A 19,221-nucleotide genomic window follows, 5' to 3' on the forward strand; every position below is an offset into this window, starting at 1 on the left:
TTGGCAGGTTTTGCTCGTGTGGCCTCTGGGGGCCGTGGGGAGAACCGGGGCGTCCGGCTCCCCGAGGAGGTCCCCATGCCGTCCCGCACCCTGCCCGCCAAGCGTGTCCTGCCGCTGCTCACCGGGCTCGGCGTCCTGGTCGCCGGCCTGTCGGGCGCCCAGACGACGGCCGGCGCCGCCGTCCGCGCCCAGTCCCCCGCGCAGGCGCCGGCCCAGGCCGCGCCCGCGCAGCCCGTCGTGCGGGACGTGGTCATCGCGGTGCACGGCGGGGCGGGGTCCCTGCCGCGCGGCAGCCTGACCCCCGAGCAGGAGAAGGCGTACCGGGACGGGCTGACCCGCGCGCTGAAGGCCGGGCACGCGGCGCTCAAGGACGGCCGTCCGGTGCTGGACGCCGTCGAGAAGGCCGTCAACGTGCTGGAGGACGACCCGAACTTCAACGCCGGCAAGGGCGCGGTGTTCAACACCGACGCCGAGCAGGAACTCGACGCGTCCATCATGAACGGCAAGGACCTGCGGTCGGGCGCCGTCGCCGGGGTGCACAACACCAAGAACCCGATCTCGCTCGCGCGGATGGTGATGGAGAAGTCGCCGCACGTGTTCATGGCGGGAAAGGGCGCCGACCAGTTCGCCCTGCGCAACGGCGTCCCGTACACGCCCCAGGACTACTTCTGGACGCAGAAGCGCTGGGACCAGCTCATGGCCGCCAAGGGCAACACCGCCGGCGGTGGCGCCGCGTCCGCCGCCCGGCCGCAGCACACCGAGGTCGGCGGCACGGTCGGCGCGGTGGCGGTGGACGGCGGACGCAACGTCGCGGCCGCCACGTCCACCGGGGGGCTGACCAACAAGCAGGTCGGGCGGGTGGGCGACTCCCCCGTCATCGGCGCCGGGACCTACGCCAGCAACCGCACCGTCGCGGTGTCGTGCACCGGCACCGGCGAGGCGTTCATCCGCGGCGTGGCCGCCCACGACATCTCCGCGCTCATGGAGTACACCCGGCAGCCGGTGCACGCGGCCGCCGCCAAGGTGATCACCGAGAAGATCCCGGCGCTGGGCGCCACGGGCGCGGCGATCGCGCTGGACCCGCGCGGCAACTTCGCCGCCCCGCACAGCACCAAGGGCGTCATCAACGGCTATCTCACCCGGGACGGCAGGATCGTGACCCGGCTGTACGACGACGAGACCCCGGCCCGGTGACCGCCCGGCGGACGGTCCGCGCCCGGGACCTGCGGCTCTCTGTCAGGCGCTGACAGCAGTGCCCGTTGCGCATACATTTGTCCGGTGGCCGCGCCCGGCCACGCGCTCGGGAGGAGGTTCGGTGTCGGACGACGCGTACGGTGATCCGCAGCCGGCGGCGGGCGGGCTCGCCTCGCCCCGCCGCGTGCTGAGCGTCCAGCTGGCCTCGCTGGCGCGGCCGCGCGAGCCCGGACCGGACGAGATGGCGCCGGGGCCCACCGTGGCGCGCATGCTGCTGGGGGCGCGGCTGCGCGCGCTGCGGGAGGAGCGCGGGATCGGCCGCGCGGAGGCGGGCAGGCTGATCCGCGGCTCCGAGTCCAAGATCAGCCGGATGGAGACCGGCCGCACCGGGTTCAAGGAGCGCGACCTGACCGACCTGCTCACCCTGTACGGGGTGACCGACGAGGCCGAGCGGGCGGTGCTGCTGGCGCTGGCCGAGCAGGCGGGAACGCCGGGCTGGTGGCAGCCCTACCACGAGATCATCCCGCAGTGGTACGAGACGTACCTGGGGCTGGAGCAGTCCGCCGGGGTGGTCCGCTGCCACGAGTCGCACGTGGTGCCCGAACTGCTGCAGACGCCCGACTACGCCCGCGCGGTGATCGCGCTGACCCACGGCGACGAGCCGGCCGAGACCGTCGAGCGCCGGGTGGAGCTGCGGATGCGGCGCGGCCGGATGTTGGAGCGGTCCCGTCCGCCGCACCTGTGGGCGATGATCGACGAGGCCGCGCTGCGCCGCCCGTTCGGCGGGGCCGAGGTCATGCGCGCGCAGCTGCGGCATCTGGCCGAGATGTCCCGGCTGCCGCACGTCACCGTGCAGGTGATGCCGTTCGCCGCCGGCGGCTACCCGGGCGTCGGCGGCCCGATCACGCTGCTGCGCCAGTCCGAGGCCGAACTCCCGGACGTGGTGTACCTGGCGCGGCCGAACGGCGCCGAGTACGTCGACAAGCCCGAGGACGTCGACGCCTTCCGGCACACCCTCAACCAGATGGCCACGCTGGCCGAGCCCGCCACCGAGACCCCGCGGATCCTGCGGGCCGTCATCGACGAGACCTGAGGCGGCGGGTCCGCGCCCCCGGTTTCAGCAGTCGGGGGTGCAGACGCGGCGCGACATCGCCTCCAGCAACAGCCGCTTGCTCTCCTCGGGGGTGTGGGCGATCTGCACGATGCCCCGGGTGGCCTGGGCGAGCCCCTCCAGCTCCTCCACCGCCACGTCCTCGCCGTAGCCCTGCAGGATCACCTGGACCGGCCGCCTCGGGTCGTACTCGCGGCGCAGCCCGGCCAGCGTCTCCTCGAAGGAGGCGCCCTCGTCGTCCTCGTTGCGGCCGTCGGTGAACACCAGCACCGTGTTGACCATCTCCGGCTTGTAGGTGCGCCGCATCAACCGGAACGCGGCCAGCAGCGAGTCGTACAGGCCGGTGTCGCCGCCGCGCTCGGCCTCCAGGCGGCCGAACTGCGACAGGATGCGCTGGCGGTGGGTGACCGAGCCGATGCGCTCGCCGAGCGGGGCGAGCGGCACCTGCTCCACCCAGTCCTGGTCGCCCTTCAGGTGCGTGGAGAACACCCAGACGCCCAGCTCGCTGTCGTCGGCCAGCAGCTGCAGCCCCGTCTGGGCGACCGCCGCGGTCGCCTGCAGCCGGTCGACGCCGGGCGCGACCTTCTCCGCCATCGAGCCGGAGATGTCGAACAGCACCAGCAGCCGGGTGCTCAGCGACAGGCGGGCGTAGGACTGGACGATCCGCCGCACGTCGGCGGGTGCGGGCGGCGGCAGCGCCCGCGGCGATCCGTCCTGGGTGCCGGTGCCCGGCCCGAACGACGCGGGCCCCCGCGCCCAGGAGGTGCGGAACCCGTACGCGCGCAGCTCGGCGGCGGTGCGCTCGTCGGTGAGGGCGTCCTCCAGCAGGCGCGCGGCACGGGCCCGGTCGCGGTCGCCGGTGGTGATGGCGAAGGGGTAGTCCAGCCACACCGTGCCCTCCGCCGGATAGAGCGCCGACGCCGGGTGGGGCGGGCCGCTCCGGTTGTAGGCGAACACGGCCTGCTCGGACGCCAGCACCGTGCCGGGCCGTCCCCGGGCGGCCTCGGCCAGGGCGCCGCTCACCGACGGGACGGCGTTCTCGCGGACGGCCCGCACCAGGCCGGTGAACACGGCCTGCCGCTCGGGGACGCCGGCCAGCAGGTCGTCGGCGACGACGAGGGCGGCCAGGCCGGTCGCGCTGCGCGCCGGGTCGGGAACGCGCGGACGGGCGGCCTGCGCGGACGGCGAGTCGGCGGCCTCCTCCGCGTCCGCGGGGTTCCGCGGCTCCTGGGCATCCCGCGGGTTCCGGTCGGCGCCAGCGACGGCGGCGGCGGGTTCGAGCAGCCGGTCCCAGGACGTCTGCGGCGTGGGCGGCGCGGCCGCGCGCGGCACGCCGACCACGATCGGGGAACGCGCGACGGACGTGGGCCGCGGCTGGAAGGGCCGTCCGCCGCCGGGCGCGGTGCGCACCAGGGAGGTCCACAGCGCCGAGTCGGGGATCCACACGTCGGGCCGGGCGCCGGCGCCGGGCACCACGCCCTGCCCGGTGAGCAGGGTGGTCATGGCGGCGGGGTCGGCGGGGCGGACGCGCGCCCGCACGCACCGCCCGTCCACGCGGTGCCGCAGCAGGGCGAAGCGGTCCGCCGCGGCGTGCAGGGCGGGCGCCAGCTCGGGCGCGGCCGCCACGTCGAGGGTCAACCGGTCGTCGACGGCGCATCCGGCCGCCCGGGTGAGGGCGTACGCGCCGACCCCGGTGAGCACCACCAGGCCCGCGGTCGCGGCGAGCATCGCCCGCACCGGATGCCGGGACGGGGCGCGGCGCGCCCGGTGACCGCGGTGAACGCTCATCGGCCCTCGCTTCGTCGACCACCCCCGTTCGGCCCCCCGAAGGCGCACGGCCCGGCCGTGCCGCGACATGCCGGACCTGCATTAGACGAAGACCCCGGAAATCTGTCAAGAACTCCGGATTCGTCGCCAGGCGAACCCTCCACCATGTCCGATCTTCGGGGCAATCCCGGATCGGGCCGCCATGTGAAATCGCCCGGTTCTCCGGTCAGCCGCGGGCGAGCAGGTCCAGGACGGTGGCGGCCGTCCAGGCGAAGCCGGTGGAGCCGTGCCCCTCGCCGGTCAGCGGGTCGACGTATTCGGCGAAGCCCGACCGGGCGGCCGCGCGCAGCATCGAGGCGCGCAGCGCGTCCGCCCGCGCCGTCTCGCCGTGTTCGAGCAGCCCCAGATGGACGAGCCGGCTGATGTTGAACCAGCTCGGCCCGCGCCAGTAGCGGGCGGGTTCGAACGCGTGGCCGGTCAGGTCGTAGCTGGGCACCATGTGCACGCGGCCCAGCCCGAACCGCTCGCCGGCCGCGGTGCGCAGCAGGTCGGCGGCGACCGGCAGCCCGGGCACGGCCAGCGGCACCAGCCCGGCGACGCCGTACTCGCGGATCAGCCCGCCGCCGACGAGGTCGCGGCACAGGAACAGGCCGCTCGGCGCGTCCCACAGCAGGTCCAGCAGCGCCGCGGTGATCTCCTCGGCGCGCTTGCGGTGCGGGGCCGGGTCGGCGCCGACCGCGTCGGCGACGCGCGCCAGGGCCAGCTCGGACAGCACCAGCAGCGCGTTGAACGCCGGGTCCTCGACGGCGAACGCGTGCGGCGTGGCGGCGTCGTCGTAGCCGTGGTCGCGGTAGTCGGAGGCCAGCCGCACGTACCTGCCGTAGTCCAGGTCGGTGGGACGGTCGGCCGAGGCGGCGTGGTCGAGGTCGCGGCGCCGGAACCGGGACGGCGGCACCGGCTCGACACGGGCCAGCGGGCCGTCCCAGCACGGGCTGTTGTCCATGCCCGACTCCCACGGATGGACGATCGCCGCCAGGCCGCGCCCGCCCAGGTCGCGGCGCGTGCCCAGGTAGCGGTGCCAGGCGGCCAGCCGCGGATAGGCGCGGGACAGGAAGCGGCGCCGCCCGGCCTCGGCCGGGTCGGCCCGGAACACCTCCCACGCGGCCAGGGCGTGCACGGGCGGCTGGACGATCCCGGAGGTGCGCACGCCCGGGTACGGCCCCGCGCGCCAGAAGTGCGGGCCGGGGAAGTAGGCGTCCGCCGGGGTCGCCGTGTCGAAGACGATGTGCGGCAGGCGCCCGTCGTCCCACTGGGCGCCCAGCAGCGTCTCCAGTTCGCGTTGGGCCCGGCGCGGCGACAGGTGCCGCAGGCCGAGCGCGATGAACGCCGAGTCCCAGCTCCACTGGTGCGGGTACAGGGTGCGGGACGGCACGGTCGACGAGCCCGTCCAGTTCGTCAGCAGGACGCGGGCGGCGGCCCGGCGCAGGCCGGCGACGTCCAGGGGGTCCGAACGGGTCGCCCGCACGGTCGCGGAGAAGCTCACGGCGCCGCCCTCCCCGGCCGGAGCGACGCCCGCCGCAGGAAGGCGGGGACCGACGCCATGGCCTTCTCCGGCTCGTCCGGGACCCGGCCCTCGACCGCCAGGTCGCCGTCGTAGCCGGCCGCGTCCAGGGCGCCGAGCAGCACCGGCCAGTCGAGGTGGCCGGCGCCCGGCGGCAGGCGGTTGGAGTCGCTGAGGTGCACGTGCCCCAGCCACGGCGCCGCCGCCAGGACGGCCGCGGCGGGGTCGGCCTCCTCGATGTTCATGTGGAACGTCCCGGCGGCCACGCGCACCGAGCCGAGCCCCACCTCGCGGACGAGGGCGACGGCCTGCTCCAGCCGGTTCACCGTGGGGTGCTCGTAGCGGTTGAGCGGCGCGAGGAACAGCGTGACGCCCTCCTTGGCCGCGTGCTCGCCGAGCTCGGCCACGACGTCCGGGAACGGTCCACGGTCACCGGCCGCGCCGTCGGAGGACGGCGGCGTGGGCACGGGGGTGACGACCCCGGCCCCGCCCAGCTCGGCGATCACCGACAGATGCGTCCTGACCCGTTCGGCCGCGTCCCGCCACGCCCCCGGGTCGTTCGTGTCCGGCGGCGTCCCGGCGCACACGGTGCGGATGACGACCCCGTCGCGCGCCGCCGCGCGCAGTTCGGGCAGGCGGTCGCGCGGCTCGCCCGGTGCGCACAGCTCGATCGCCGCGTACCCGGCCCGGACGGCGAAGTCCCAGCGGTGCCGGAGGGTGCGTCCGGGCAGCAGCCGCTCCTGGCATGAGATCCGGTCCACGTCAGCACTCCAGCACGTTGCGCGGCGCGCGTCCGGCGGACTGGACGACTCTTTCCACGGGCATCCCTTCACGCGCCACTATGGCGCGGTCATCCGGCGGTAGTGGTCGTGTTTCGACCGAGAAGATCCTGACTTATGTCTTGCTGTAACACATAAGTAATGGTTCCATGCCCTCTACGGCAAGTCGGCGGCGGCCTTGTGGCCGACCCTGGACGCGGGAGGAGACCGATGCATGGGACACGGCGGGCGGGGCCGAGGAGGACGCTCGCGGCGGCACTGGCCGCGGCGCTGTGCGCGGCCCTGCTCGCGGCCTGCTCCGGCACCGGCCGGGGCGACGGCCGCACCATCACGGTGTGGAGCCTGGAGAACGTCACCGAGCGGGCCCGCATCACCCGCGGCATCCTGGAGCGCTTCACCCGCGACACCGGAATCCGGACGCGGCTCGTCACGGTCGACGAGGGCCGGCTCAGCCAGATGATCATGGCGGCGGCCGCGGCCGGGCGGCTGCCGGACGTGATCGGCGCGGTGCCGCTGGCGTCGGTCCGGCAGATGGCCGCGGGCGAGCTGGTCGACACGGCCGCCGCCGGACGGGTCGTCGACCGGCTCGGCGCGGGCACGTTCAACCGGCGGGCCCTGGAGTTCACCCGTGACGGCGGACGTCAGCTCGCCGTGCCCAGCGACTCGTGGACGCAGCTGATCGTCTACCGCAGGGACCTGTTCCAGCGGGCGGGCCTGGCCCCGCCGGACTCCTACCAGAACCTCCTGACGGCCGCCCGCACCCTGCACCGCCCGGGCCTGAACGGGATCTCCCTGGCCAACGACCCCTCCGACCCGTTCACCCAGCAGAGCTTCGAGGACCTCGCGCTGGCGGGCGGCTGCCACCTGACCGGCCGCGACGGCGAGGTCGCGCTCGACACCCCGCCCTGCCGCGCCGCGTTCTCCCTGTACGGGGAGCTGAGCGGCAGGTACTCGGCGCAGGGCGCGCAGACCGTCGACTCCACCCGCGCCACCTACTTCGCCGGCCGCTCCGCGATGATCATCTGGTCGTCGATGCTGCTGGACGAGCTGGCGGGCCTGCGCGAGGACGTCCTGCCGAGCTGCCCCGAGTGCCGCGCCGACCCGCGCTTCCTGGCGAAGAACAGCGGGGTGGTCACCGCGATCTCCGGGCCCGGCGGCTCGGCCCAGTACGGCGAGGTGACCTCATGGGTGATCACCCGGACGGCGCACACGGCGTCCTCGGAACGGTTCGTCCGGTACATGTTCGACGAGGGCTACGCCGACTGGTTCGGCATGGCGCCCGAAGGCAAGGTCCCGGCGCGCAACGGCACACCCTCCGATCCGCGGCGCTTCCAGCGGCAGTGGGAGGCGGCCAAGGCGCAGGGCACCGCGCCGCTGTCGCAGATCTATCCCAAGGAGACGATCGACCAGGTCCGGTACGGCGTCGACCGGATGCAGCGCTGGGGGATCCTGCAGAACCAGGGCGTGCTCGTCGGCGCCATGATGGGCGAGCTTCCGGTGCCCAAGGTGCTGGCGGCCCTGGCGTCCGGGCAGACCGACGCCGCCGGGGCCGCCCGGCAGGCCGACGGCGACGTCGCCGAGATCCGCAGCTCCCTCGAATGACCCGCCCCTTCGCGATTGGTGAGGTTGACCGATGACGACCCAGCTCAGCCCCTCGCGCGGGGCCCCGCCCGGCGACGGCGGCACCGGAGCGCCGCCGCGCGGCCGCCGCACCCTGGCCGCCCGTGAGAACCGCGCCGGGCTCGCGTTCGTCTCCCCCACGCTCGTCGTTGTGCTCGTCGTGGTGGTGGTGCCGATCGCGTGGACGGTGCTGCTGGCCTTCCAGCGGTCCCGGCTGGTCGACATCCACGACGGCGGCCTGTTCGGCGACTGGACGCTGCGCAACTTCACGCAGGTGTTCTCCTCGTCGGGGTTCTGGAGCTCGCTGGTCACCACGCTCGTCTACGCGGTCGGCGGCACCGTCGGCTCGATCGGGCTCGGGCTGGTCGCGGCGCTGGCGCTGCGCCGCCCGTTCCGCGGGCTGGGCCTGCTGCGCGGCGCGATGCTGCTGCCGTACGTGGCGCCGGTGGTGGCGGTGACGTTCGTCTGGGAGATCATGCTCAGCCCCGAGTTCGGGGTGGTGAACGCGTGGGGCCGGTCGCTGTTCGGCTGGGACCGGCCGATGGACTTCCTCGGCCGCCGCGAGGCCACGCTGTCGCTGCTCGGGCTGGACGTCCCCGTCCCGGTGGCGCTGCTGACCGTGATCGCGTTCGAGACGTGGCGGTACTTCCCGTTCGCGTTCCTGTTCCTGCTGGCCCGGCTGCAGGCGGTGCCGCCGTCGCTGGAGGAGGCCGCGATGGTGGACGGCGCCACGCTCACCCAGCGGTTCCGGCACATCCTGCTGCCGCAGCTGTGGCCGGTGATCGCGCTGCTGGCGGTGCTGCGCTTCATCATGACGTTCAACAAGTTCGACGACGTCTACCTGCTCACCGGCGGCGGGGCGGGCACCGACGTGGCGGCGGTGCGGGTGTTCAACTTCCTGACCGCCCGGTTCGACGTGGGCGCCGCCGCCGCGCAGGCGCTGGTGCTGGCGGTGCTGCTGGCCGTGCTGCTCGGCGTGTTCGGCCGGTTCGTCGCGGCCCGGCACCAGGAGGAGGAGGGACGTTGAGGCAGGGCATGACGCGGGCGCGGTTCGAGGAGCGGCTGTTCGGCGCGCTGCGCCTGGTCGTGATCGCCTTCCTGGCGGTCATCGTGCTGTTCCCCTTCTGCTACATGGTGCTGCTGTCGGTCAAGCCCATCGACCGGCTGCTGCTCGACCCGGGACGCCTCTGGGTGGACGCGTCGGAGTTCACCCTCGACACCTACCGGGACGTGCTGCGCTCGGTGGACGACGGCGGCCAGGGCTTCCTGCTGTTCCTGCGCAACTCGGCCCTGGTCTCGCTGGGCGCGCTGGCGCTCAGCCTGGCCGCCGCGGTGCCGGGCGCGTACGCGGCGGCGCGGCTGCGCTTCTTCGGCCGCCGCCAGATCAGCGCGCTGTTCTTCGCGGTGTACCTGTTCCCGGCGACGCTGCTGGCGGTGCCGCTGTTCGTCATGTTCGCCAAGATGGGACTGCAGGGCAGCCTGGTGGGGCTGGCGATCGTGTACGTGGCGCAGACCGTCCCGGTGTCGGTCTACATGCTGCGCAACTACTTCGCCACGATCCCGGTAAGTGTGGAGGAGGCCGCGGCCCTGGACGGCTGCTCGCGGCTGCGCACCATCTGGTCGGTGGTGCTGCCGCTGGCCGCGCCCTCGCTCATGGCCACCGGCCTGTACGTCTTTATGATCGCCTGGAACGAGTTCCTGTTCGCCCTGCTGTTCCTGGCGGCCGACCCGTCGCGGTGGACGGTCTCGCTGGGGCTGCAGCAGCTGTCCAGCGGGATCGAGGTGCCCAAGACGGTGCTGATGGCCGGGTCGGTGGTGCTGACCGTCCCGGTGGTCGCGCTGTTCTACGCGGTGCAGCGCATGCTCACCGAGGGGCTGACGACGGGTGCCGACAAGGGCTGAGGCCTCGGAGGGGGAGCCATGACGGGTGGTGCGGCGCCGGCGACGTCGGGGCAGTTGCTGGCGCTCGTCCGCGGCGGGCGGGCCCGCACCCGCGGCGAGCTGCAGGCCGTCACCGGCCTGTCGCGCTCGACGCTCGGGCAGCGGCTCGAACCGCTGCTGCAGGCGGGGTGGCTGCGCGAGTCGGGCGTGGCCTCGTCGACGGGCGGGCGTCCCCCGACCCGCCTGGTGTTCGCCGAGGACCACGCCGTGGTGCTCGCCGCCGACCTGGACACCACCCACGCCCGCGCCGCCGTGCTGGACCTGGGCGGGCGCCCGCTGGCCGAGCACACCGGGCCGCTGCACATCGCCGACGGGCCGCAGCGCGTCCTGGACGAGCTGAGCGTGTGGTTCACCGGCCTGCTGCACTCCGCCGGACGCGCCCCCGGCGAGGTCTGCGGCATCGGCGTGGCCGTTCCCGGGCCGGTCGAGTTCGGCACCGGCCGGGTCGTCGAGCCGCCGATCATGCCCGGCTGGGACGGCTACCCGATCCGCGAGCACCTGCGCCGCTCGTTCGACGTGCCGGTGCTGGTCGACAACGACGCCAACCTCATGGCGCTCGGCGAGCAGTCCGCCGCCCATCCCGGCTGCCGGGCGTTCGTCCTGGTCAAGGTGTCCACCGGGATCGGCGCCGGGGTGGTGGTCGACGGCGCGGTGTACCGGGGCGTGGACGGCGGGGCGGGCGACATCGGCCACATCCGGCTGCACGACAGCGAGGCGCGCTGCATGTGCGGCATGCACGGCTGCCTGGCCGCGGTCGCCAGCGGCGGTGCCCTGGCCCGGCGGCTGAGCGCGCTCGGCGTCCCGGCCGAGTCGGGCGCGCGCGTGCGCGAGCACCTGCTGGCCGGGCGTCCCGAGGCGGTGCGGCTGGCGCGCGAGGCCGGACGCCGCGTCGGCGAGGTGCTCACCACCGTCGTGTGCACGCTCAACCCCGGCATCCTGATGATCGCCGGGGACCTCGCCGAGACCCACTTCGTCACCGGCGTCCGCGAGACGCTCTACCAGCGGGCCCTGCCCCGCGCCACCCGCCACCTGCAGGTCCTCACCGGCACGCTCGGCGAACGCGCCGGCACCCGCGGCGCCGCCGCCCTGGTGGTGGAGCACCTGTACTCCCCCATCGAGGCCGACGCCCGCCTCGCCGCCCGCCGGTGAACCGCGCGGAGCCGTCCTGAACCGCGCGGAGCCGTCCGCGCTCCCGTCAGGACGGGTCGGCCGAGGCTCGGCGCAGGAGCAGGTCGCGTTCGCGTTCGTTGCCGGTGAGCGCGGCGGCGCGGTGGAACTCCGCGCGGGCCTCGTCGGGGCGGCCGAGGCGGCGCAGGAGGTCGCCGCGGACGCTCGGCAGCAGGTGGTAGCCGCTCAGGGCCGGTTCGTCCTTGAGGGCGTCGACGAGTTCCAGGGCGGCGGCGGGGCCGTGCGCCATGGAGACGGCGACGGCCCGGTTCAGCGCGACCACCGGCGAGGGGGCGAGCGCCATCAGCCGGTCGTAGAGGGCGGCGATCATGGCCCAGTCGGTGTCCTCGTAACGGACGGCGCGGGCGTGGCAGGCGGCGATCGCGGCCTGCGTCGAGTACGGGCCCTGGCCCGCGCGGGTCAGGGCGTCCAGGCCGCGCAGGATGAGCATGCGGTTCCAGCGGGTGCGGTCCTGGTCGGCCAGCAGCACGGGTTCGCCGTCGCGGCCGGTGCGGGCGGCGATGCGCGATGACTGCAGCTCCAGCAGCGCGGCCAGACCGTGCACCTCGGGTTCGCGCGGCATGAGGCCCTGCAGGACGCGGGCCAGGCGCAGCGCGTCCTCGCACAGCCCCGGGCGGACGAGGTCGTCGCCGGACGTCGCCGAGTACCCCTCGTTGAAGATCAGGTAGATGACCTCCAGCACCGACGACAGGCGCGCGTCCCGGTCGGGGCCGTAGGGCACCTCGAACGGCACCCCCGCCCTGGCCAGGGCGCGTTTGGCGCGGACGATCCGCTGCGCGACGGCGGGCTCGGAGGCCAGGAAGGCGCGGGCGATCTCCTGCGTGGTCAGCCCGCCGAGCAGCCGCAGCGTGAGCGCGATGCGGGCGCGCGTGGACAGCACCGGATGGCAGGCGGTGAAGATCAGCCGCAGCAGGTCGTCGTCGATGTCGTCGGGGTCGGCGGGCGGGCCGGGCGGCGGCGCGTCCGCCAGGGTCCGGCCGACCTCGGCGAGCTTGCGGGCGTAGGTCTCCCGGCGGCGGACCAGGTCGATGGCGCGGTGCTTGGCGGTGGCCATGAGCCAGGCGCCCGGGTTGTCCGGGACGCCCGACTCAGGCCACTGTTCGAGGGCGGCGACCAGCGCGTCCTGCGCGATCTCCTCGGCGATGCCCACGTCCCGCACGATGCGGGCGACACCGGCGATGATCCGCGCGGACTCGATCCGGAAGACCGCCTCGACCGTCTGCCCCGTGTCCGTCACGAACACCCATCACAGCAGGCGGCGAGCGCACGGGCAACCGGTCAGCCCTGCTCGATCTCCCGCACCTCGGCGGTGAACGACCAGTGCTCGGGATGGGTGCGCAGGAACCGGCGGGTCCACTCCAGGGCCTCGGCCCTGTCCTTGCACTGCATGATCGCGTACCCGCCGACGACCTCCTTGGTCTCGGTGAACGGCCCGTCGGTCTGGCCGACCTCGCCGCCGGACCAGGTGAGCCGGGTGCCCTGGGCCGTGGGGGTGAGCCCGGCGGTGTCCAGCATGACCCCGGCCCTGGTGATCTCCTCGAACAGCTCGCCCACGCGCTGCTCGAACCCGGGGTCGGGCTCCATGTGGGGCATGGCGTGCTCGTCCATGCGGATCAGGACCATGTATCGCGGCATGACGGCTCCTTCGTCGCTCCGGACGGCGGGGGCTCTCCCCGCCGTCACCTGTGCGTCGAACGGGCGGCGGCCGGATCGACACCTCCCCGGAAGAATTTTCAGCGGTCCCGCGGGGCGGGGCGGCTGGAGTCGCGTTCGACCAGGGTGGGCGCCAGGCGGCGGGACCGGGAGGTGCCCCCCTCGATGAGCCTGATGATGGACGCGGCGGCGGCGCACCCCATCTCGCGCATGGGCGAGCGGACGGTGGTCAGGGACACCGGCAGGTCGGCGGCGATCGACACGTCGTTGTAGCCGACGACCGAGACGTCCTCGCCGACCCGCAGGCCCGCGGCGCGGATCGTGCCCATGGCGCCGATGGCGGCGAAGTCGTTCACCGCGTACAGGGCGGTGGGGCGCGGGTCGAGCGCGAGCAGGGCCTCGGCGGCGCGCCGCCCGCCCTCGGCGTCGAACGGCGAGGTCAGCACGTACTCGTCGGGGACGGGCACGCCCGCCTCGGCGTAGACCTCGCGGAAGCCCAGGGTGCGTTCGACGCCCGTGGACGCGTACGGCTGCCCGGCGATGATCCCGACCCGGCGGTGGCCGAGGGCCAGCAGGTGCCGTCCGGCCAGGCGGCCGCCCTCCAGGTCGTCGCAGGTGACCGACACGGCGCCGGGCAGCCGCCGGGACGTCAGCACCACCTTGACGCCCTGTTCCCGCAGGTCGTGCACCAGGTCGGAGTCGGTGCGGGCGTCGCCGAGGATGAGGCCGTCCACGCGCATGCCCAGCAGCGTCTCGGTGCGCAGCCGCTGGGTGGCGACGTCGTCACCGCTGTTGGCGACGACGGTCTGGTATCCGGCGGCGGCCGCGCCCTCCTCGATGCCCTCGTAGATCGTGGCGAGCACGATGTCGGTCAGGCGCGGGACCACCACCCCGATCATGCGGGAGCGTCCGGTCCGCAGGCTGGTGGCCGCCGGGTGGGGGGCGTAGCCGAGCTCGGCGGCCACGCGGCGGATCCGCTCGGCGGTCTCCTCGCCCACGCCCTCGCTGCCCCGCAGGGCCCGCGACACGGTGGTGGTGTGCACGCCGGCGGCGCGCGCCACGTCGGACAGCCGGGGTCGGTCGGGCAAGGGGATCTCCTTCGGGGCGGACGTCCCTCCACATTGTGGCCGACGGCGACGTCGCCCGTTACGCCCCCTATGCGGCGGTGTTAATTCCGTGTTCCGGCCCCGTTCAGGGGGTTGACGTGCGCCGTTGCGGTCTCCACTATGTACGCAATCGTTAGCGCAAACGTTAGCGGACCTCGGGGAGGGTGTGTGCGTCAACTGATCCTGGTGGGGACCGGCGGGACCATCGCCACCACCGACGCGCCGGGCGGCAGGCGGGTGGGCGTGTCCACCGCGGACCTGCTGGCGGCGTCCCGGGCCGTGTGGACGGACCCGGACGTGCGCGTCGAGGTGCGCGAGCTGCGCCGGACGGTCAGCTTCGCCGCCTCGGTCGCCGACGCGCTGGCGCTGTCCGCCGAGGTGCGCGACGCGGCCCGCGCCGCCGACGGCGTCGTCGTCACGCACGGCACCGACACGCTGGAGGAGGTCGCGTTCCTGCTGGGCCTGGCGCACGACTCGGCCGTGCCGGTGGTGCTGACGGGGGCGCAGCGGCCGTTCGGCGACCCCGTCGCGGACGGCCCGCGCAACCTGGCGGCGGCGCTGCGCTGGGCCGCGTCCGACGCCGCCCGCGGCACCGGCGTGACGGTGGCCTTCGACGACCGGGTGTGGCCCGCCACCGGGGTCCGCAAGGTCAGCACCCTGTCCCTGGCCGCGTTCGCCGCGCCGGGACGCGGCCCCCTGGCCCGGGTGGACGAGGCGGGGGTGCGGCCGCACGCCGTCCCGGCGCTGCCCCGGCCGCTGCTGACCGGGCACCACACCGACCTGCCGCGGGTCGACGTCGTCCCGCAGTACCTCGGCGCCGACGCCACCGCCGTGCGCGCGGCCCGGGACGCGGGCGCCCGGGGCGTCGTGATCGCCGGGTTCGGCGCCGGGAACGCCACCCCCGAGACGACGGCCGCGTGCCTCGACCTGCTGCGGGAAGGCATCCCGGTGGCGGTCGCCAGCCGCGTCGGCGAGGGCGCCGTGGTCGGCCTCTACGCCGGAGGCGGCGCCGACCTGGCCGCCGCGGGGGCGCTGTTCGCCGGGGACCTGTCGCCCTGGCAGGCACGGCTGCTGCTGGCGGCGGCCATCGCGGGCGCCCCGTCCGCGTCCCCGGCGGTGGTGGCCGGGCGCTGCGAGACCTGGCTCGTCGAGGCGGGGGCGCTCAGCCGCCCCGCGTCATCCGCGCGGTCCCTGACGACCGAAACCGTCTGAGAGAGGGAGAACATGGCAAAGGAAATCCTGGTCGCGTACGGCGTGGACGTCGACGCGGTGGGCGGCTGGCTCGGGTCGTACGGCGGGGAGGACTCCCCCTGCGACATCTCACGCGGCCTGTTCGCCGGCGAGGTCGGCGTGCCGCGCCTGCTGGAGCTGTTCCGCCGGTACGAGCTGCCGTCCACCTGGTTCTGGCCGGGCCACTCGATCGAGACGTTCCCCGGGGAGTTCGACGCCTGCGTGGCGGCCGGGCACGAGATCGGCGCGCACGGCTACAGCCACGAGAACCCGATCGCGATGAGCCGGGCGCAGGAGGCCGCGATCCTGGACCGCTCCATCGAGCTGATCGAGGGCCGCGCGGGCCGGCGTCCCACCGGTTACGTCGCGCCCTGGTGGGAGTTCTCGCCGGTCACCAACGAACTGCTGCTGGAGCGCGGCATCAAGTACGACCACTCGCTGATGCACCGCGACTTCGAGCCGTACTATGTCCGCGTCGGCGACTCCTGGACGAAGATCGACTACGACCGGCCGGCCGAGGAGTGGATGCGGCCGCTGGAGCGCGGCGAGGAGACCGCGCTCATCGAGATCCCCGCGTCCTGGTACCTGGACGACCTGCCGCCGATGATGTTCGTCAAGGCCAGCCCGAACAGCCACGGCTTCGTCAACCCGCGCGACATCGAGCAGATGTGGCTGGACCAGTTCGACTGGGTGCACCGCGAGTGCGACTACGCGGTGTTCACGATGACGATCCACCCGGACGTGTCGGGCCGTCCGCAGACCCTCCTCATGCACGAGCGCATCATCGAGCACATCAACCGGCACAGCGGCGTCCGCTGGGTCACCTTCGACGAGATCGCCGACGACTTCGCCCGGCGCAACCCCCGCTGACCCGCGCCCGGCGCGGTTCCGCCCCGTCCGCGCCGGGTCCCGTACCGCCCGCTCCCCCGCTTCTCCGTGGCTCAGCGGCGAGCCACGCCTTCCCTTCCCTCAACCCCGTCGCAGCGGATCCGCCCCCTCCGCGCCGGTCCCGTACCGCCCCGCTCCCCGCATCTCCGTGGCTCAGCGGCGAGCCGCGCCCTCCCTTCCCTCCTCCCTGTCACGAAGGCTGCCCATGTCCGGAAACTCCGTGTCTCTGCCCCCCGGGGGCGAGCCGCTCGCCCCGGCGGCCGTGCGCCGCGTCTCCATCGTCTGCTTCTTCGCCTGGGTGTTCAGCGTGTTCGACTTCACGCTGTTCGGCACCCTGCTGCCCGCCATCTCCGACGACTACGGCTGGAGTTCCAGCACCGCCACGAACGTGTCCACCTGGATCACCCTGGGCACGTTCGTCGTCTCGCTGGCCGTCGGGCCGATGCTGGACCGCTGGGGCCGCCGCAACGCCCTGGCCGTCACCACCGCGGGCGCCGCGATCGTGTCCGGGCTGACCGCGCTGGCGGGCGGCAAGCTGTCCATGATCCTCATCCGGGCGCTGTCCGGCCTGGGCTACTCGGAGGAGGTCGTCAACAGCGTCTACCTCAACGAGGTGTACGGGAACAACCGGCGCCGCGGTTTCATGTACAGCTTCGTGCAGTCGGGATGGCCGGTCGGCGCGCTGCTGTCGGCGCTGGTGTCGGCGCTGCTGCTGTCCACGCTCGGCTGGCACGGGGTGTTCCTGATCGCCACCTTCCCGGCCCTGGTGATCGTCGTGCTGGTGCGGCGGCTGCCGGAGTCCCCCACCTTCGTCAACCTGCGGCGGGTGCGCGAGCTGCGCGCCGAGGGCCGCGAGTCCGAGGCCGTCGCGCTGGCCCGGGCGGCGGGCGTCGACACCGGTGAGGCGGGCCGGCTGCGCGACATCTTCGCCCCGCAGTTGCGCCGGCACACCGTCTGCCTGTCGGCGGCGTGGCTGCTGAACTGGATGGGCATCCAGGTGTTCTCCGTGCTCGGCACCACCGTGCTCACCGAGGCCAAGGGCGTGTCGTTCGACAGCGCGCTGCTGGTGCTGATCCTCGCCAACGCCGCCGGGTTCGCCGGGTACATCACCCACGGCTACGTCGGCGACCGCGTCGGCCGCCGCCCGACGATCATCGTCGGCTGGCTGCTGGGCGGCGTGGCCATGACGCTGATGCTGGTCGGCCCGTCGTCGGCGGCGTTCGTCGTCCCGCTGTACATGTTGGGCCTGTTCTTCCTGCTCGGCCCGTACGCGGCGCTGCTGTTCTACATGGGCGAGTCCTACCCGGCCAAGGTGCGCGGCATCGGCCCGAACACCGCGCACATCATGGGCCCGATCGGCGCGATCGCCGGGTCCGCGGTGCTGTCGGTGCTGCTGGGCGCCGAGCTGTCGATGGGGACGGCGGCGTTCTTCGCCGGCGCCGTGGGGATCTTCCTGTCCGGCGTGGTCATGCTCGGCACCCGCCGCGTCGACCAGGACCTGCGCCGTCCGGCCGGGCGGCCCGCCCCCGCCGGCTCGCCGGCGGCGTGACGCGGCTTCGGGGCCGGGCCCGCCCGGCCCGGCCCCGCCACCAACCAATCGCGAGGAGCTGTACCCATGACGAAAGTCGCCGTGATCAGCGGCGGGGCCAGCGGCATCGGCCGCGCGCTCGCCGCCGCCTACGCCCGGGCGGGCGTGGCCAGCGTGATCGGCTACCACCCGGGCGACCCGCACGACCCGCAGGTGGTCGTGGACGAGGTGGCCGCGCTGGGCGGCCGGGCGGTCGCCGTGCCCGCCGACGTGCGCGACTCGGCGGCGGTCGAGGCGATGGTCCGCACCGCCGTCGACACCTTCGGGCGCCTGGACATCGCGGTGGCGGCCGCGGGCGTCCTGCGCCGCGCCCCGCTCGCCGAGCTCACCGACGAGCGCTGGGACGACATGCTCGGCGTCGACCTCACCGGCGTGCTGCGGGTGTTCCGGTCCGCCGCCGCGGCGATGGAGCAGGGCGGCGCGATGGTCGCGATCTCCTCCATCGCCGGAGGCGTGTACGGGTGGGACGACCACGCCCACTACGCGGCGGCCAAGGCGGGCGTGCTGGGGCTGGTGCGGTCGCTGGCGGTGGAGCTGGCGCCGCGCGGCATCCGCGTCAACGCGCTCATCCCCGGGCTGATCGAGACGCCGCAGTCGCTGGACGAGCGCAACTCGCTCGGCCCCGAGGGGCTGCGCGCGGCCGCCCGGGGCATCCCGGCGGGACGGGTGGGCCGCGCGTCGGAGGTCGCGACCGCGATCCGCTTCCTGACCTCCGACGACGCCGCCTACGTCACCGGCCAGCAGCTCGTGGTGGACGGCGGCCTGACCGTCCGGTTCCCGGACTGACCCCTGTGGAGGAAGACATGACGGTCCTCAACGGACGCCGCGCCCTGATCACCGGGGCCGCCAGCGGCATCGGCGCCGCCATCGCCCGCGCCTACGCCGAGGCCGGTGCCGCACTGGCCCTGGCGGACCTGGACGGCGACGGGCTGGCGGCGGTCGCCGGCGAACTGCCCGCGGGCGCCGCCGTCACCCGTCACACGGTGGACGTCAGCGACGCGGCCGCCGTCCGCGCTCTGGCCGAGGAGGCGATCGACGCGCATGGCGGCATCGACGTGCTGGTCAACTGCGCGGGCATCCTCAGCGAGGTGCCGCTGGTCGAGATGGACCCCGCCACCTGGGACCGGCTGCTGGAGGTCGACCTGCGCAGCGTGTTCCTGTGCTGCCGCTACGTCGTCCCGCACATGGTCGCGGCGGGCGGCGGCCGGGTCATCAACGTGTCGTCCCAGCTGGGGCTCAAGGGCGGTGAGGGGCTGACGCACTACTCGGCGGCCAAGGCCGGGGTGATCGGCTTCACCAAGGCGCTGGCGCGGGAGGTGTCGCGGCACGGCGTGCTGGTCAACGCGATCGCGCCCGGCCCGATCGTGACGCCGCTGATCGACGGGCTGAGCCCCCAATGGCAGGCGGCCAAGGAGGCCGAGCTTCCGCTGGGCCGCTTCGGCAGGCCGGAGGAGGTCGCGCCGACCGCCGTCCTGCTGGCCTCGGACCCGGGCGGCAACCTCTACACCGGGCAGACGCTCGGCCCCAACTGCGGCGACGTGATGCCGTAGGCGCGCCGTGTGCGGAATGTGCGGCTCGGCCGCCACCTGGACGGA

17 protein-coding genes are annotated in these 19,221 nt (G+C 74.4%); 11 read left to right on the forward strand and 6 right to left on the reverse strand.

What is annotated here, in order from left to right; all coding sequences use genetic code 11:
* Positions 1 to 75: 75 nt before the first annotated feature.
* Both ABZ801_RS38915 and ABZ801_RS38920 read left to right on the forward strand, forming a co-directional pair.
* The gene (locus ABZ801_RS38915) at positions 76 to 1,194 is read left to right on the forward strand and encodes an isoaspartyl peptidase/L-asparaginase (protein WP_360708254.1); all 1,119 of its coding nucleotides are present in this window, start codon (positions 76 to 78) and stop codon (positions 1,192 to 1,194) included.
* 121 nt (positions 1,195 to 1,315) lie between these two features.
* The gene (locus tag ABZ801_RS38920) at positions 1,316 to 2,287 is read left to right on the forward strand and encodes a helix-turn-helix transcriptional regulator (RefSeq protein WP_360708257.1); all 972 of its coding nucleotides are present in this window, start codon (positions 1,316 to 1,318) and stop codon (positions 2,285 to 2,287) included.
* A gap of 24 nt (positions 2,288 to 2,311) precedes the next feature.
* Here the strand turns inward: ABZ801_RS38920 and ABZ801_RS38925 are convergent, their stop codons facing one another.
* The 3 genes from ABZ801_RS38925 to ABZ801_RS38935 all read right to left on the reverse strand — a co-directional run bounded on the left by ABZ801_RS38925 (position 2,312) and on the right by ABZ801_RS38935 (position 6,394).
* On the reverse strand, positions 2,312 to 4,093 hold the full coding sequence (locus ABZ801_RS38925; RefSeq protein ID WP_360708259.1) for a substrate-binding and VWA domain-containing protein: 1,782 nt from the start codon (positions 4,091 to 4,093) through the stop codon (positions 2,312 to 2,314).
* A 205-nt stretch (positions 4,094 to 4,298) separates the two neighbouring features.
* Positions 4,299 to 5,615 carry a hypothetical protein gene (locus tag ABZ801_RS38930; protein ID WP_360708262.1) on the reverse strand — a complete coding sequence of 439 codons (1,317 nt, stop codon included), beginning with the start codon at positions 5,613 to 5,615 and terminating at the stop codon, positions 4,299 to 4,301.
* On the reverse strand, positions 5,612 to 6,394 hold the full coding sequence (locus ABZ801_RS38935) for a sugar phosphate isomerase/epimerase family protein (RefSeq protein WP_360708265.1): 783 nt from the start codon (positions 6,392 to 6,394) through the stop codon (positions 5,612 to 5,614). The genes ABZ801_RS38930 and ABZ801_RS38935 overlap by 4 nt, the downstream gene beginning before the upstream one ends.
* 228 nt (positions 6,395 to 6,622) lie before the next feature.
* On the opposite strand from ABZ801_RS38935, the gene ABZ801_RS38940 reads away from it, so the two are divergent.
* Genes ABZ801_RS38940 through ABZ801_RS38955 form a run of 4 tightly spaced genes read left to right on the forward strand, consistent with a single transcriptional unit; the run spans position 6,623 to position 11,122 of the window.
* Positions 6,623 to 8,014: an extracellular solute-binding protein gene (locus ABZ801_RS38940; protein ID WP_360708268.1), complete on the forward strand. Its 1,392-nt coding sequence runs from the start codon at positions 6,623 to 6,625 to the stop codon at positions 8,012 to 8,014.
* A 31-nt stretch (positions 8,015 to 8,045) separates the two neighbouring features.
* Positions 8,046 to 9,059, forward strand: coding sequence for a sugar ABC transporter permease (locus tag ABZ801_RS38945; RefSeq protein WP_344953607.1), 1,014 nt, complete (start codon positions 8,046 to 8,048; stop codon positions 9,057 to 9,059).
* Positions 9,056 to 9,934, forward strand: coding sequence for a carbohydrate ABC transporter permease (locus ABZ801_RS38950; protein ID WP_360708272.1), 879 nt, complete (start codon positions 9,056 to 9,058; stop codon positions 9,932 to 9,934). Before ABZ801_RS38945 ends, ABZ801_RS38950 begins: the two co-directional genes overlap by 4 nt.
* An 18-nt stretch (positions 9,935 to 9,952) precedes the next feature.
* The gene (locus ABZ801_RS38955; protein WP_360708275.1) at positions 9,953 to 11,122 is read left to right on the forward strand and encodes an ROK family protein; all 1,170 of its coding nucleotides are present in this window, start codon (positions 9,953 to 9,955) and stop codon (positions 11,120 to 11,122) included.
* 46 nt (positions 11,123 to 11,168) lie between these two features.
* On the opposite strand, the gene ABZ801_RS38960 is transcribed toward ABZ801_RS38955, so the two are convergent.
* From ABZ801_RS38960 to ABZ801_RS38970, 3 genes are all read right to left on the reverse strand, one after another.
* The gene (locus ABZ801_RS38960; protein ID WP_360708278.1) at positions 11,169 to 12,404 is read right to left on the reverse strand and encodes an RNA polymerase sigma factor; all 1,236 of its coding nucleotides are present in this window, start codon (positions 12,402 to 12,404) and stop codon (positions 11,169 to 11,171) included.
* 35 nt (positions 12,405 to 12,439) lie between these two features.
* Entirely contained in the window at positions 12,440 to 12,796 is a 357-nt protein-coding gene (locus tag ABZ801_RS38965) for a YciI family protein (protein ID WP_360708280.1), read from the reverse strand.
* A 98-nt stretch (positions 12,797 to 12,894) separates the two neighbouring features.
* Complete coding sequence (locus ABZ801_RS38970) at positions 12,895 to 13,902, reverse strand: LacI family DNA-binding transcriptional regulator (RefSeq protein ID WP_360708283.1); 1,008 nt, start codon at positions 13,900 to 13,902, stop codon at positions 12,895 to 12,897.
* Between the two features lie 186 nt (positions 13,903 to 14,088).
* On the opposite strand from ABZ801_RS38970, the gene ABZ801_RS38975 reads away from it, so the two are divergent.
* From ABZ801_RS38975 to ABZ801_RS38995, 5 genes are all read left to right on the forward strand, one after another.
* Entirely contained in the window at positions 14,089 to 15,132 is a 1,044-nt protein-coding gene (locus ABZ801_RS38975; protein WP_360708286.1) for an asparaginase, read from the forward strand.
* A gap of 12 nt (positions 15,133 to 15,144) precedes the next feature.
* A complete protein-coding gene (locus tag ABZ801_RS38980) occupies positions 15,145 to 16,020 on the forward strand; it encodes a polysaccharide deacetylase (protein ID WP_344953628.1) in 876 nt (291 codons plus the stop codon).
* A gap of 238 nt (positions 16,021 to 16,258) precedes the next feature.
* Positions 16,259 to 17,587 (forward strand): MFS transporter, encoded by a 1,329-nt coding sequence (locus ABZ801_RS38985; protein ID WP_360708290.1) that lies wholly within the window; start codon positions 16,259 to 16,261, stop codon positions 17,585 to 17,587.
* 66 nt (positions 17,588 to 17,653) lie between these two features.
* Positions 17,654 to 18,412, forward strand: a complete 759-nt coding sequence (locus tag ABZ801_RS38990) for an SDR family NAD(P)-dependent oxidoreductase (protein ID WP_360708293.1) — start codon at positions 17,654 to 17,656, stop codon at positions 18,410 to 18,412.
* 17 nt (positions 18,413 to 18,429) lie between these two features.
* Positions 18,430 to 19,176 (forward strand): SDR family oxidoreductase, encoded by a 747-nt coding sequence (locus ABZ801_RS38995; RefSeq protein WP_360708296.1) that lies wholly within the window; start codon positions 18,430 to 18,432, stop codon positions 19,174 to 19,176.
* Positions 19,177 to 19,221: the final 45 nt, after the last annotated feature.

It is taken from the genome of Actinomadura sp. NPDC047616 (assembly GCF_040642915.1).
GTDB classification, from domain to species: domain Bacteria; phylum Actinomycetota; class Actinomycetes; order Streptosporangiales; family Streptosporangiaceae; genus Spirillospora; species Spirillospora miaoliensis.

Coding starts and splice junctions, on each gene's coding strand:
- ABZ801_RS38925 (WP_360708259.1), bottom strand. CDS start 4,093: ATGAGCGTTCACCGCGGTCACCGGGCGCGCCGCGCCCCGTCCCGGCAT.
- ABZ801_RS38995 (WP_360708296.1), top strand. CDS start 18,430: ATGACGGTCCTCAACGGACGCCGCGCCCTGATCACCGGGGCCGCCAGC.
- ABZ801_RS38915 (WP_360708254.1), top strand. CDS start 76: ATGCCGTCCCGCACCCTGCCCGCCAAGCGTGTCCTGCCGCTGCTCACC.
- ABZ801_RS38980 (WP_344953628.1), top strand. CDS start 15,145: ATGGCAAAGGAAATCCTGGTCGCGTACGGCGTGGACGTCGACGCGGTG.
- ABZ801_RS38955 (WP_360708275.1), top strand. CDS start 9,953: ATGACGGGTGGTGCGGCGCCGGCGACGTCGGGGCAGTTGCTGGCGCTC.
- ABZ801_RS38990 (WP_360708293.1), top strand. CDS start 17,654: ATGACGAAAGTCGCCGTGATCAGCGGCGGGGCCAGCGGCATCGGCCGC.
- ABZ801_RS38940 (WP_360708268.1), top strand. CDS start 6,623: ATGCATGGGACACGGCGGGCGGGGCCGAGGAGGACGCTCGCGGCGGCA.
- ABZ801_RS38945 (WP_344953607.1), top strand. CDS start 8,046: ATGACGACCCAGCTCAGCCCCTCGCGCGGGGCCCCGCCCGGCGACGGC.
- ABZ801_RS38965 (WP_360708280.1), bottom strand. CDS start 12,796: ATGCCGCGATACATGGTCCTGATCCGCATGGACGAGCACGCCATGCCC.